The following is a 13,288-nucleotide window of genomic DNA, read 5'->3' as shown; positions in this document are numbered from 1 at the left end:
CTCACTCGGACTGGCGGGCCGCCAGCAGCGCGGTGACCGCGCCGGCGAACATGGTGTTCTTGATAGCGCCGAGGGTGCCGGGATCTTTGCCGCCGAGCGGGGCGAGCAGGGCCAGCGCGGTGTCGGTGATCGCGCCCTCGGCGGCGGTGGCGTCGACGATATCGACTGCGAGAGCGTCGGTTCCGCCGAAGCGCCGGCCCGTCGTCATCGAGGCGACAGCGGTCTTCGGGGTGAGCTTGGCTTGGATGAGCGCGGCCATGCCCTCGGTGAACGGGATGCGGATGTCGACCTCGGGGAAGCAGAAGTAGCCGCGGTCGGCGCGCATGACCCGGTAGTCGTGGGCGATGGCCAGCATGGAGCCCGCGCCGAAGGCGTGACCCGGGAGTGCTGCGACGGTGGGCACCGGCAGGGTGAGCACGCGCGCGAACAGCGCTTGAACTTCACCGACGTACCACTGGCTGCGGTCGCCATTGGCGCCGAGCCAGTCCAGGTCGAGGCCGTTGGAGTAGAACTTGCCGCCTGCGGTGGTGATCAGACCCTGTGCGCCGTCGGCGAGGACGGTGTCGAGTTGGGCGTTGACGGCTTCGATAAATGCTGGCGAGAAACGATTTTCGTCGTCGCCGAGGTTCAGGACGGCGATCTTGTCGTGGTAGCTGAGTGTCGGCATGGGGTTCCTTGTGTTGTGCGGATCGGGACTTGGTGGGACTGCTTTGCTGTCATGGTGGTGGGCCTACATCCAAGACCGCACGCACCGCCGCGCGAAGTTGCCCGCGGGCCAGGGGATTGGCGATCCTGTTGCGGCGCAGCAGGATCGCGGTAGGCAGGTCGACCATGCACACGGTGAGTACGTCGACCGCGCGGCCGTCGCCGCGACCCCACAGATGCCGGGACAGTCGAATCAGTAACTCCACCAACACTTTGTCGGTGTCCGCGAGCTCGGTGGCGATAGCGTCGGGGACGTCACCGAGCAGTTCGTCGCGCTCGACGGTGAGCAGCAGCCGCGACGAGGTCGGGAACTTTTCGGCGAACACCACGGGCGCTTCGGCGGCGGCGATCACCGCATCGATGCCGTCCTGCTGATCCGGTCCGTCCAGCGCGGCGTCGACCAGTTCGGACTGCAAGGCCAAGAAGCGGTGAGCGGCGCGTAACCAGGTGCGGCCGAGCAGCTCCGCGCGCGAACCGAAGGTGTGGTAGATCGCGCCGTTGGATACGCCGGTCGCTGCCGCGACGGCGCGGGTGGTGACCGCGGCCGGGCCTGACCGCACGGCCAGCGACTCCGCGGCATCGAGCACGATGTCGGGGTCGTGGGTGCGGGGGCGAGGCATGCCGGTCACTATAGCAGAGCGCTTGCTCTGTTATCTGGGGTGTGCGTTGATATCCTGTGGCGGCTCTGTGCATCCCTCAAATCAGACCTGCCCTGAACTTGGAGCGAGTGTGTTCACTTCGACCGCTCAAGCTGTGGCCCGACCAGCTTGATTGAGCTGATTCTGGACGGTCCTACGTCCTACGTCGTGCGGTTAAGTGTGACTGTCCTGCCTTTGGGGGTGTAGCGGGTGGTCCAAACGCCGAGATGGCTCGACAGACGTGTTGATGAAGAACTGAGTGCGATCATTTACGACCTGGCTGAGGATGAATGACCAAAACCTCTGTACGATTTCTCGACCCTGGCTAGACTGGGAGACGTCGGGAGCCTCCGCCACGGTGGGGAACCTCCGGCGGCGTGCACGTGCCCGCCTGTACGTAGAGTGAATTATTCGAGTCGGGGAGATAGGGGCCGCATAGGTCGCCTAGTTCGTCGGTGCTGTGCGCGGATCACGGCGGTAGTCCCGTTTGGATCGGGCGAAATCGACCCTTTAGGTCCGCATGTTCGAGCGTAAGCATATCCTTTCTTGATTTCGATCGCTCTGGTGCGTGTCAGGCGAAAACCTCTGTAACGAACCAGGGAATCTACCTTTTGCTTGCACGAGCTGGGAGTGCAAAATGGTTACGGTTCAAATGAAGTCTCAAATTTACACTGCACTCATTCGCGGGGAAGCTGTGTTGGTGACAGGTGCGGGATTTTCGCATGGAGCAGTGGACCGAAATGGTCACCCAATCCCGTTGGGGAGAGAGCTTGCCGAGCAGATTTGGCCCATTGCCTTCGGCAACTCTGCCTTCGATCGAAGTTCTAATCTTGGGGAGGTATTTCGGCTTGCGAACCGAAAGTCTGGAAGGTTGCTGCGTGACCACCTCGAACTAGTTCTTTCCGTTGATGCCGAAAAAGTTCCACGCCGCTACCACGATTGGTTCTCGTTGCCATGGCATCGGATATACACTTTGAATATTGACGACTTGGATCAGGCGGTCGCCAATACGCTCAAGTCGCCTAGGGCGCTTCGTATTCTATCTGCATTTACTTCTACACCCGGCGATGCGGCTTCGCGCGATCATCTTGCGATTGTGCATTTGAACGGGCGGATGGTGGATTTTCCTAACCTCACGTTTGATCCGCCGAGCTATGGCGCCCGCACCAGTCTCCCAGACGCGTGGTATCAGCAGTTTGTGACCGATATAGTCACGCGGCCAACCTTCTTTATCGGAACGGTTCTTGAGGAGCCACCGTTCTGGCACTACCTAAGTCAGCGGGGCTCCAAAGGTGCGACAGCTGAGACCAGACCACGTTCTTGGCTCATTACTAAGAACCTACCAGCTGCCCGTCGCGAGTTACTCTCCGAATTCAACATCTTTCTAGTCGAGCAATATGAAGAAGAATTTTATAGAGAGTTCATTGCTTCAAATGTTGGAGAGCTCAAGCAGGTAGCTAAAGATAGAAGAGCTCGAGAAAATGCTGCCGAGGAATCATATCTTGTGGATGTTGCCGGTGTTATAGCTTTGGGTCCCAAGGGGGATGCCAACTTTCTTCTGGGCCGCGAGCCCACGTGGGGAGATGTGCACGATGGTTTCGCCGCTCAGTTTGACTGGGATGCCGAGGTGATAGAGGATCTGCGGCAAATGAGTGATGGGACGTACATTATTCACGGTGGTTCGGGTACGGGAAAAAGTACGACGATGCTTCGAGCTGCGGCAGTCCTAGCGGCAGATGGGAATCGAGTTCTGTGGGTGTCAAGAGACACGGACAAATCGCCTGGCGAGATCAGATCAAGGATTCTCGATAGGCAGCCCGACTATGTGTTTATTGACAACCTGGACCGGTTCGGCGACTCTGGACCTAGCTTCATGGATTCGCTGATGAATAAGCTCGATACGAGTGTTTTTGTCGGCGCTATGCGTACTCAACGACTCTACAGGCTCGAACTGCCGACAAGGCTGGCAGCGAAATTCAAACCTGCGCCACACCTATCTGACTCGGATGCGATTGGTCTCATAGCCACGCTGGAGAAGGGCAATCGACTGGGTGCATTGCTGCAACTGACGGCATCGGACCGTGTCGATGTAATAACGCGGCGCTCTGGTCGGCAATTGTTGGTGTCGCTCATTGAAGCTACATCAGGGCGCAAATTTCACGACAAGGTCGCCGATGAGTGTCGAAATCTGACCGGAGTGGAGCTTGCCGCCTATGGGGTAGCTTGCTGTGCGGATGCGGCGGATGGCCAATATCTTACAAGCAGCGATATTATGATCGCAATCGGTGCCGCCAACAACGAAGGGGTAAAAGCGGTGCGCGCATTGGCGAGAGATGGCCTATTGACCGATGTTGAGGGAAAATTGAGAGTGCGGCACCGTGTGATTGCCGAATCTGCAGTCAACTACTTCAGATCTGAAGGCAGGTTGCAGGAATGGATGGAACACCTCATTTTTCTGTTTGCTGTCCAGTACACTCCATCCGCAATGACGCGTGGTCGGTACGGGCGCTTGCTGATTCGATTCCTGAATCACGATTTCCTCAAAGAGCAATTGGGCAGTGTAATTGCAGTTCAAACCCTATACGGGTCGGTTGAGGCAATATTAAGTAGCGAGTTCCATTATTGGCTTCAGCGTGGCAGTTTCGAAGTAGAGGTTGGTGATCTAGGCCAGGCCGAAACATTTTTGCTACAGGCGCAAGCCTTGGAGCCTGATGACTTCTTACTCGAAACTGAGTGGTGCTATCTTTTGTTGAAGAGGGCTCTCTGCGCGCCCGAATCGGCCTCATCTGCACCCGATGCCGCGGATGCCCTTCGGCGTCTTGAAGCGCTTATGTTGACGAAATCTGAGCGGTCTCCTCACACGTATCATGTCTACTTAAATTTGGGATTGAAATGGTTGTTGGCCGCCTCCCTGGGGGTGGGTGAAGCTCGCTTGTTGCGAGATAATCTCAGGCGATACGCAGAAATCGCACGACTGCAGTTCCGAAACAGCAGTATGATAAATGACGCTGCCTCACAGGTCGAGCGTAGGTTGATGACCTTTTCACTCGATAGGCAAATCAGCGAATAGTTCCGATGTGGGAAACGGCGCAGTTTAGCGAGGATCGAGTTGGATCTCGATGGCCCCAAGTGAGCTTCTGTCCCTCCAGGCAGCGAGAGTTCGCGGCGCTCGCATTGGTCATCGTGGACTGAAGCAACGATGGGCGGCGGCCGGTCCAGGCGACGTGTTTCTGCGCCGTTGCCGACTCTTCCGGCGGCAACGGCACGGATACGTTTACCGGCTTGATGCCCTCCCGGATCGCTCAGCGAGCTCTATCGAGAAATGCTCCGCAGGCCAATGCATTCATGGATCGAGGGATTCCAACTCGGATCTGCGTCATTTTGAAGGCCGAATGTGACCGACGAGGTCGCAGCCGACGTGTAACGAGCATTGAGTGCAGCATTACTTCTTGGGTTGGGTCGTTACCCGCAGTGTGCTTAGGGCGAGCGCGAGACTTCGCGAACACGAATCTAGGAATACGCAGGAATCCGTTGACTAGAGGGCCCGCGGCGAGGCATGACTGAGCATCTTAACGATGATCATCCCTGTGAGAGGATCAGCAAGAAAGCTCCCCCGAGTTCTGGGGGCGGAGAGAGTCAGGTAGCGGCGGGTCAAATCTTGTTCGCGCGACACTATCGCGGTTGTCTCATGGGTTCTGCGCGGTTGACAGTCGCGGTCGAAAGGCTCCGGTCGTGGAGACCTGCGAAGGTGGGTTGTCTACGCGCACTAGGTATTTCACCAGGTAACAGGTACTTGGGGTCGCTTGAACGGCACGGTAGCGGCTTGGTTATCCTCGTACGAGCCGGCGAGACAATGGGGTACTGTTCGGTCCTCCCACTCCTGCCCGAACGAACAGAACGGCACCCGGCATGTCACGTGTGGTCACCAAGGAGCAGTACTTCGACACCGCTCTGGAGGTGCTCGCCGAATTCGGTTTCAAGGGTCTCAATATCGGTGTGCTGTGCCGACGGCTGGGCGTCACCAGCGGCTCGTTCTATCACCACTTCGGCAGCTGGCAGGGTTTCGTCGACGCGCTGCTCGAGCACTGGGAGAACCGGCAGGTGCTGATCCTGCGCACCCTGAAGTTCAACCAGGGCAACCCCGATGACGACATCCGCGCCATGTCCGACCTCGCCTCCGGCCTGCACCACGCCGCCGAAGCCGCGATCCGCGCCTGGGCCGCCAACGACGAATCGGTGAACCTGGCGCTCAAGCGCGTCGACGAATCGCGCAGGCGCACAGTGCATAAGGCCATCAAGGGCGTGGTCGGCGACGACGATACCTCGGCTGTGGTGACCGGGCTCGGTATGGCAATGCTGATCGGCTACCAGCAGATCGCGGCCGGTGGCGAAGATGTGTCGCTGGACAAGTTGCTCAACGAATACGCGCGCCTGATCTATTCGCACGCCCGCCGCTGAGTACATAGCCCGTTGCGCGTGCGCCCTGCCTGAGTCCCGTTGGTGTGCTGGTCCTGCGGGTTGCGAGTGTCACTCGGCTCGTGCCTCCGCCGGGCGGGCGCGTCTGATCGCGCCGAGCACTCAACCCAACAGCTCGTCCACATAACACCACCGCCATGCCTCCCCGGGTTCCACGCTGCGCATCACCGGATGCCCACTACTGCCGTAATGCGTGGTCGCGTGATTACCGACGGACGAATCACAGCAAGCAATGTGCCCGCAGGACAGGCACATTCGCAGATGAACCCAGCTCATCCCCTCCGCCACGCATTCGGCGCAGACATCCGGGCTCGCCGGGTCCATCACCAGCGGAGCGGCCCGAAGATGTGCGCACGTATCACCAGCCGTAGGCGCGGCGAGCGGTTCGAGACGTTCCTCTTCCGTCTCGTCATACCGGTCGATCATCGACTCCTCGAGGTCGAGCCGAGCCAGCACGTACTGCAGGATCTCGTAGTCGGCGGAGCCCGAATCGCGCACGCGCAGTACGGTTTCCCGTTCCACGCGTAGCATCGCCAGCCGCAGCCGCCGGTATTCCGCTGTCGGAGTGGCCAGCTCGGATTCGGATCGGCCGAGTCGTTCCCACGCCGCGTTGGTCTTCCAGGTGACCCGGTCGCGCAACGAATCGACGACCGAGGCGGGTGTGTCCGGGGTGATCCGCTTGTCGAGCTCGGCGAGCCCCGCCGTCGTCGCCTGCTGAAGCAGGTTCGCCTTCTGTAGCGCCATCTCGGCACGGCTCGGCCCGCGCAGGTGCAGCAACCGCACCAACCACGGCAGCGAAGTACCTTGCAGCAGTAGTGTTCCCGCGACAACGACCAGCGCGAGCAGCTTCAACACCGGCAACTGTGGCGTGTCCTCCGGCAACAGCAGCACCGCGGCCAGCGTGACCACCCCGCGCATCCCCGCCCACGACACCACCGCCGAATGCGTCAACGGAACGCCGCCCGTGGGTCCGATTCGGCGAATCAGCAAGGACCAGGGCAAGACCCACAGCGGTCGCGCCAGCATGGTCGCCAGCAGCACACCGATGGCGGCGACCACCACGGTCCGGTGATCGAGCCCGCTACTCCACGCACCCTCGAGGATCGCGCGCACCTGCAATCCGATGATGACGAATACCGAGCTCTCCAAGATGAATTGGATGGTGCGCCAATTGGTGCGCTCCGCGATCCGCGACGCCGCGCTCTGCCATACCGGCGCACCGTGCCCGAGGATCATGCCGCAGGTGACCACCGCGATCACGCCGGACGCGTGGATCCCTTCGGCGGGCAGGTATGCCGCGAACGGCGCGAGGAACGACAGCGTCGTGTCCAGCACCGGGTCGGTGATCCGACGGCGCAGCAGCGCAAGCAGATACGCCACGACGACGCCCACCGCGGCACCGCCGCCCGCCGCGAGCAGGAAGTCGCCGCCTGCCTGCCACACCGTCACCGTTCCGGCCGACGCGGCGATCGCGGTGCGCAAGGCCACCAGTGCGGTCGCGTCGTTGAACAGCGACTCGTCTTCCAGGATGGTGACGATCTGGCGTGGCATCCCGATCCGCCGGGCCACGGCCGTCGCGGCCACCGCGTCGGGCGGCGCCACCACCGCGCCGAGCGCGACCGCAACCGCGAACGGCACCGGCAGCAACCACCACACCACCGCCGCGACCGCGAAGGTGGTGAACAGCACCAACCCCACCGACAGCGACGCGATGGTGCGCATATTGGCGCGGAAGTCCACCAGCGAAGTCCGGATCGCCGCTGTATAGAGCAGCGGCGGCAGCAATCCGAGCAGGATGATCTCCGGGTCGGGATGGATCTCCGGCACGAACGGCAGATACGACGCCGCGACTCCGGCCAGGGTCAGGACGAGCGGTTCGGATACACCGAACCGGCGGGCCAGCGCCGCCAGCGCCGCCGCCGAGGCAACGAGAACCACCAGGCCGATCGCGACATGCACCGTCGCATTCTCGCAGAGCGCATCTCCGGCAACTCTGCCCGCGGTACATGACACGTCCGCTGTCGACGGATTTCCTGTGCCGGAGGGGTTCAGGGGCCATGCTTGTCGGCGACAAGGAGGTAGGCATGGAGGAGTTTGCGTCCTGGCGGGCGAACGGCAGGCGGTTCACCCACCGCGGCCATCAGATCTTCTATCGCGACGACGGCGGTGGGGCCGACGGCACACTGCTCTGCATCCACGGTTTCCCGACCGCGTCCTGGGACTGGCACCTCGTCTGGCCGGGCCTGTGCGAGCGGTTTGCTCGGGTGCTGGCGCCGGACATGATCGGTTTCGGCTGGTCGGCGAAGCCGCGCAATTATCAATATTCGATCGCCGATCAGGCCGACATTCACGAGAATCTGCTGCGGGAACAGGGCGTGGATCGGGTCCACATCCTGGCTCACGACTACGGGGATACCGTCGCTCAGGAGTTGCTCGCCCGCGATGCCGAGCGCCGCGCCGCGGGGGACGAGTCGCTGGTGATCGAGTCGGTGTGCCTGCTCAACGGTGGATTGTTCCCCGAGACGCACCGGGCGCGGTTGGTGCAGCGGCTGCTGGCGAGTCCGCTCGGACCGGTGTTCAGCTTCCTGGCCAGTGAGCGTGCCTACACCGCGAGCCTGTCCGCGGTCTTCGGCCCCGATACCAAGCCGACGCGCGAAGAGCTGGAGCAGTTCTGGACGTTGTGGTGTGGCAAGCGCGGTAAACGCAACGGCCACAAGCTGATTCGCTATATGGGTGAACGCCGCAAGAATCGCGAGCGCTGGGTCGGCGCCCTCCGTGACACCGTCGTGCCGCTACGCCTCATCGACGGTCTGCTCGACCCGGTCTCCGGGGCGCATATGGCTCGCCGCTACCGCGAACTGATCCCGAATCCCGACGTGATCGAACTGCCGAAGGTCGGGCACTACCCCCAGGTGGAAGCTCCCGCCGACACCCTGTCGGCCTTTCTCGACTTCCATGCCACCCGGGTCGGCCATCGGGCGACGTGAGTTTCGACGGGACATGATGGCGGCATCTCGCGAGTAGGGCCGCCGCGGTGTCCCGTCGACCATGAGTACCGCCTCGGCTGGGGACATCGTCGAGCCGTTATCAGCCGGATCCGTGCGCATCGCGGAGCTGTGTGGTCGGCGCTGCCTGCGATCACTCGACCCATGCCGCGTCACCTTTATGGCACATCCCATAACATGGCGGTATGGCAGGGACACGCCGAGCGCGTAGTGACGGATCCGTACGCCCGCGGCCGGGTGATGCGCGGCGGCGCATGATCGAGGGCGCGGTGGAGTCGTTGCGGGTGCACGGTGCCAGCGCTACGAGTGTGGATCGGGTGCTCAGCAGCACCGGGGCGCCGCGCGGCTCGGTGTATCACCACTTTCCCGGCGGGCGCACGGAGCTGGTCAATGAAGCGGTCGTGACGGCGGGGACCATCATGTCCGAGTTCATCGAGCGGCTGACCAACGACAATGACTCGGTGACGGCGCTCGACCAGTTCGGCGCGATGTGGCGGCGCACCTTGGTCGACAGCGAGTTCCGCGCCGGCTGTCCGATTTTCGCGGTTGCGGTCGAAACCAACGACGACGCACCGGAATTCGCCCGCGCCGCAGCGGAAACCTTCGCTCGCTGGCAAACCTCGCTGGCCGACATGCTTGTCCGCGAAGGGGTTTCGGAAGCGCGCGCCCGCCGCCTCGCCACCCTCACCGTCGCCGCCTTCGAGGGCGCTATCGCGCTGTGCCGAGCCCAGCGCGACATCACACCGCTCGACAACGTCATCGCCGAGCTGCGTGAGCTGCTCCCCACCGCTACCGGCACGGCGGAATCTGGTTCGCAGCAGTAGGTGGTCCACCGCCTCGGCCCCGTCTGGTGACGTGGTCGGTCGTCGACCCGGCTCTAGTGTCAGTCAATCAGGCCGCTACGAGCATCCGAGCGCGAAATGGCCCTCGCGGGTGGCAAGGCCGAGTGAACATCCACCCTGCGTGGTACCCCTTGACACACCTATTATGGTGGACACCATAATCAGAACGGGTTCGGGTGAACCGGGTTTGCGTTGCCGCATTCTCGTGGTCCGGCCGTTGCCATGCGCATCGAAGGAGCCGCCGATGTCCGCCGCCGACCTCCAGCTGGAGACCATCGAACTGGTCCGAGACAGGCGGGTGCTGACGGCGCGGGTCGTCGCGCCACCGCTCAACTTCGCCACTCCCGAATTCGTGCGTGATCTGGATGTGTTGACCGCGGCGGTGGATGCCGACGACACGGTGGGCGCGGTCGTGCTCACCGGCGGGCTGCCCGGCCGGTTCCTCACCCACGCCGACCCGCGCGCGCTGACCGGCATGATCGAACTGCCGCATCCGTTCATCCCCGCGCGAGTTGCCGCGCCGTTCCTGCGGTTCGGTGATGCGGCGATGCGGTTGCCGGGAGCGGCCCGGCTGGCGGAGCGTTTCGGTGGTGGGCTCGGCGCCGGCCTGGTGTGGGGGCATCGGTGGAAGAAGACCACGCTGCGGATGAATCGCTCCGGCGTGGTGTACCTGGCCGCGATCAACGGCCCAGCGCTCGGCGGTGGGCATGAGATCGCGCTGGCGTGTGACCTGCGCTATGCGGCCGACGCCGACCACGTCGAACTCGGACAGATCGAGACCTTGGCCAACCTGATCCCCGGTGGCGGCGGAACTCAGCGGCTGACCCGGCTTCTGGGTGCTGCCAAGGCAATCGAGGTGACTCTCGAAGGCGCACCGCTGTCGGTGCGGGAAGGCTATCGACTCGGTCTGGTGCACCGGCTGGTCCCGGAAGAACAGCTGCTGGCCGAAACCCAAGCGACTGCAGCGAGATTGGCAACTCGCAATCCCGTCGCCGTCGCGGAAGCCAAGCGCGCCATCTACTTCGGCACCGACAAGTCGCTGTCTCGCGGCCTCGACCGTGAGCAAGCCGGGTTCATTTCCGCGGGCACCACAGCCGCGGCCGGCCGCACCACAACGGCCTTCCTCGAGGACCTCGAACGCCTCGGCGACACACCGTTTCTCGCCGATCTCAAACCGTGGCTGGACGGCACCCGCGTGGACCAGGTCAGCAAATGACCGCGGCAGCAACAGGCCGGACCGAGGGTAATGGCAACCGGTCTCACGACGCCAAAACGACGGCATCTCGAGGCGACGCCGCAAACACCGAGTGGCACAAGACCGCCTGCATCCTCTGCGAGAACAACTGCGGCCTGCTGATCCAACTCGACGACCGCCGCTTCGCCAAGATTCGCGGCGACAAAGAACATGTCGCGTCCGCCGGCTACACCTGCAACAAGGCGCTGCGCCTGGACCACTATCAGAACGGTGGTGTCCGCCTCACCGCACCGCTGCGCCGTGAACCCGACGGTAGTTTCACCGAAATCGATTGGGACACGGCCATATCCGAGATCGCCACGCGTCTCGTCGAGGTCAAGAATCGCTACGGCGGCGACAAGATCTTCTACTACGGCGGCGGGGGACAGGGCAACCATCTCGGCGGTGCCTACAGCGGCGCCCTGCGCCGCGCGATCGGCGCCCGCTACCGGTCCAGCGCCTTGGCTCAGGAGAAAACCGGTGAAGGCTGGGTCGACGGGCACCTCACCGGCGGTCACACCACCGGTGACTTCGAGCACGCCGAAGTGTCGGTGTTCCTCGGCAAGAATCCCTGGCAGTCGCACGGCGTCCCGCGGGCCAGAACGGTGTTGCAGCAGATCGCCAAAGACCCGGCTCGCAGCATGATCGTGCTGGACCCGGTGCGCACCGAAACCGCCGATCTCGCCGACGTCCACCTGCAACTTCGTCCGGGCACCGACGCCTGGTGCCTGTCCGCGGTCCTCGCCGTTCTGGTGCAGGACGACCTCGTCGATCATGGTTTCCTCGCCGAACACACCACCGATTCCGAGTCGGTGCTGCGGGAATTCGCCGGAATCGATGTCGCCGCCTATGCCGAAATCTGCGGCGTACCCGAACAGCTCGTACGCGCCGCCGCGCACCGCATCGGAACTGCCGCCAGCGTCGCCACTTATGAAGACCTGGGCGTACAGCAGAGTCCCAACAGCACCCTCATCTCGTATCTGAACAAACTGCTCTGGTTGCTCACCGGGAACTTCGCCAAACCCGGTGCCATGCAGCCACACTCGTGGATGGCACCGCTCGCCGGATACAGCCGCGACATCAAACGCACACCGGTGACGGGTGCGCCGATTCTCGGCGGCATGGTGCCGTGTAACTCCATTGCCGAGGAGATCCTCACCGATCACCCGGACCGTTTCCGCGCGATGATCGTCGAGTCCGCCAATCCCGCCCACTCCCTTGCTGATTCGGCCAAGTTCCGGCAAGCGCTCGACGCGCTCGATCTGGTCGTAGTCTTGGACGTCGCCCTCACCGAAACCGCGCGTCACGCCGACTACGTGCTGCCCGCAGCCAGTCAGTTCGAGAAATGGGAAGCCACCTTCTTCAATCTCGAGTTCCCGCACAACACCTTTCACCTGCGCGCACCGGTGGTCGACCCGCTACCGGGCACGCTGGCCGAGCCGGAGATCTACGCCCGGTTGCTGCGCAGACTCGGCACCGTCGGTGCTGGGAAACTCGCCGTACTACGGACGGCCGCGAAACTCGGTCGCCGACCGTACAAATGGGCGTTCGCCGCGATGCTCGCGGTCGACAAGTCCCTCGCGGGTGTGGCGCCGTATGTGCTGTACGAGACCCTCGGCCCCACCCTGCCCGACGATGCGCGCGCCGCGGCGGTGCTGTGGGGGTTGGCCCAGCGCGTCGCCAAGGTGTACCCCGCCGCCATGCGTCGCGCCGGGCATCGTGACGCCGACGCGCTCTTCGACGCCATCCTCGCAGGCCGCTCCGGGGTCACCTTCACCGTCGACGACTACGCCGACGCCTGGGACTACGTACCGCACCCCGACAAGCGAATTCCGTTGGCAATACCGGAATTACTGCACACACTGCGCGAGCTCGCCAGCACTGCGTCCGTCCACACCAGCGCCGAATTCCCGTTCGTCCTCGCCGCGGGGGAGCGGCGTTCGTTCACCGCCAACACGATCTTCCGCGACAGCACCTGGCGCCATCGCGACCCGAACGGCTCCCTGCGGCTCAACCCCGACGACGCCGCCCACCTCGGCCTCGTCACCGGCGACCGCGCCCGCATCACCACCCGCCGCGGCACCGCCATCTCGACCGTGGAGGTCAACGACCGCATGCAGCGCGGTCACGCGTCGCTGCCCAACGGCCTCGGCCTCGACCTGCCCGATGGCGACGGCACCCAGCGCACCGGCGTCGCCGCCAACGAACTCACCGACGTCACCTGGCGCGACGCCATCGCGGGAACCCCGTGGCACAAGCACGTTCCAGCTCGCATCGAGGCACTTCAGGAGGTCTGAGGGCGTTGCGCCGGGATTCGGCTGCATGCCGGAACGCGGCTGCTGCTGAACCCGACATCGGGTACACGAACGCCCTGGCCGCGTACGTATC

Annotated in this window: 9 protein-coding genes; 6 read left to right on the top strand and 3 right to left on the bottom strand. The window is 63.3% G+C overall.

The features are described 5' to 3' along the window. Nucleotide 1 precedes the first annotated feature (1 nt). Nucleotides 2-667, bottom strand: a complete 666-nt coding sequence (locus tag DMB37_RS01565) for an enoyl-CoA hydratase-related protein (RefSeq protein WP_135231100.1) — start codon at nucleotides 665-667, stop codon at nucleotides 2-4. Nucleotides 668-716: 49 nt separating this feature from the next. Beyond that, on the bottom strand, nucleotides 717-1,325 hold the full coding sequence (locus DMB37_RS01560; RefSeq protein ID WP_135231099.1) for a TetR/AcrR family transcriptional regulator: 609 nt from the start codon (nucleotides 1,323-1,325) through the stop codon (nucleotides 717-719). Nucleotides 1,326-1,980: 655 nt separating this feature from the next. Between DMB37_RS01560 and DMB37_RS01555 the strand changes: the two genes are divergently transcribed. After that, the gene (locus DMB37_RS01555) at nucleotides 1,981-4,413 is read left to right on the top strand and encodes an ATP-binding protein (protein ID WP_135231098.1); all 2,433 of its coding nucleotides are present in this window, start codon (nucleotides 1,981-1,983) and stop codon (nucleotides 4,411-4,413) included. A gap of 839 nt (nucleotides 4,414-5,252) precedes the next feature. Next, nucleotides 5,253-5,801, top strand: a complete 549-nt coding sequence (locus DMB37_RS01550; protein WP_135231097.1) for a TetR/AcrR family transcriptional regulator — start codon at nucleotides 5,253-5,255, stop codon at nucleotides 5,799-5,801. Between the two features lie 120 nt (nucleotides 5,802-5,921). Here the strand turns inward: DMB37_RS01550 and DMB37_RS01545 are convergent, their stop codons facing one another. After that, nucleotides 5,922-7,778 (bottom strand): Na+/H+ antiporter, encoded by a 1,857-nt coding sequence (locus DMB37_RS01545; RefSeq protein ID WP_135231096.1) that lies wholly within the window; start codon nucleotides 7,776-7,778, stop codon nucleotides 5,922-5,924. 125 nt (nucleotides 7,779-7,903) lie between these two features. On the opposite strand from DMB37_RS01545, the gene DMB37_RS01540 reads away from it, so the two are divergent. The 4 genes from DMB37_RS01540 (at nucleotide 7,904) to DMB37_RS01525 (ending at nucleotide 13,197) form a co-directional block, all read left to right on the top strand. Then, nucleotides 7,904-8,806, top strand: coding sequence for an alpha/beta fold hydrolase (locus tag DMB37_RS01540; protein ID WP_135231095.1), 903 nt, complete (start codon nucleotides 7,904-7,906; stop codon nucleotides 8,804-8,806). Between the two features lie 203 nt (nucleotides 8,807-9,009). Then, on the top strand, nucleotides 9,010-9,648 hold the full coding sequence (locus DMB37_RS01535) for a TetR/AcrR family transcriptional regulator (RefSeq protein WP_240772192.1): 639 nt from the start codon (nucleotides 9,010-9,012) through the stop codon (nucleotides 9,646-9,648). A gap of 262 nt (nucleotides 9,649-9,910) precedes the next feature. After that, nucleotides 9,911-10,882: an enoyl-CoA hydratase/isomerase family protein gene (locus DMB37_RS41155; protein WP_167768675.1), complete on the top strand. Its 972-nt coding sequence runs from the start codon at nucleotides 9,911-9,913 to the stop codon at nucleotides 10,880-10,882. Then, a complete protein-coding gene (locus DMB37_RS01525; RefSeq protein WP_135231093.1) occupies nucleotides 10,879-13,197 on the top strand; it encodes a molybdopterin-dependent oxidoreductase in 2,319 nt (772 codons plus the stop codon). The genes DMB37_RS41155 and DMB37_RS01525 overlap by 4 nt, the downstream gene beginning before the upstream one ends. Nucleotides 13,198-13,288: the final 91 nt, after the last annotated feature.

Origin of the sequence: Nocardia sp. CS682 (genome assembly GCF_004634405.1) — a bacterium.
GTDB classification, from domain to species: domain Bacteria; phylum Actinomycetota; class Actinomycetes; order Mycobacteriales; family Mycobacteriaceae; genus Nocardia; species Nocardia ninae.
This window is presented reverse-complemented; position numbering and strand designations above follow the sequence as displayed.

Bases quoted from the DNA above. Each gene is read 5' to 3' on its own strand.
- DMB37_RS01565 (WP_135231100.1), bottom strand. From the start codon at position 667: ATGCCGACACTCAGCTACCACGACAAGATCGCCGTCCTGAACCTCGGC.
- DMB37_RS01560 (WP_135231099.1), bottom strand. From the start codon at position 1,325: ATGCCTCGCCCCCGCACCCACGACCCCGACATCGTGCTCGATGCCGCG.
- DMB37_RS01555 (WP_135231098.1), top strand. From the start codon at position 1,981: ATGGTTACGGTTCAAATGAAGTCTCAAATTTACACTGCACTCATTCGC.
- DMB37_RS01550 (WP_135231097.1), top strand. From the start codon at position 5,253: ATGTCACGTGTGGTCACCAAGGAGCAGTACTTCGACACCGCTCTGGAG.
- DMB37_RS01540 (WP_135231095.1), top strand. From the start codon at position 7,904: ATGGAGGAGTTTGCGTCCTGGCGGGCGAACGGCAGGCGGTTCACCCAC.
- DMB37_RS01535 (WP_240772192.1), top strand. From the start codon at position 9,010: ATGGCAGGGACACGCCGAGCGCGTAGTGACGGATCCGTACGCCCGCGG.
- DMB37_RS41155 (WP_167768675.1), top strand. From the start codon at position 9,911: ATGTCCGCCGCCGACCTCCAGCTGGAGACCATCGAACTGGTCCGAGAC.
- DMB37_RS01525 (WP_135231093.1), top strand. From the start codon at position 10,879: ATGACCGCGGCAGCAACAGGCCGGACCGAGGGTAATGGCAACCGGTCT.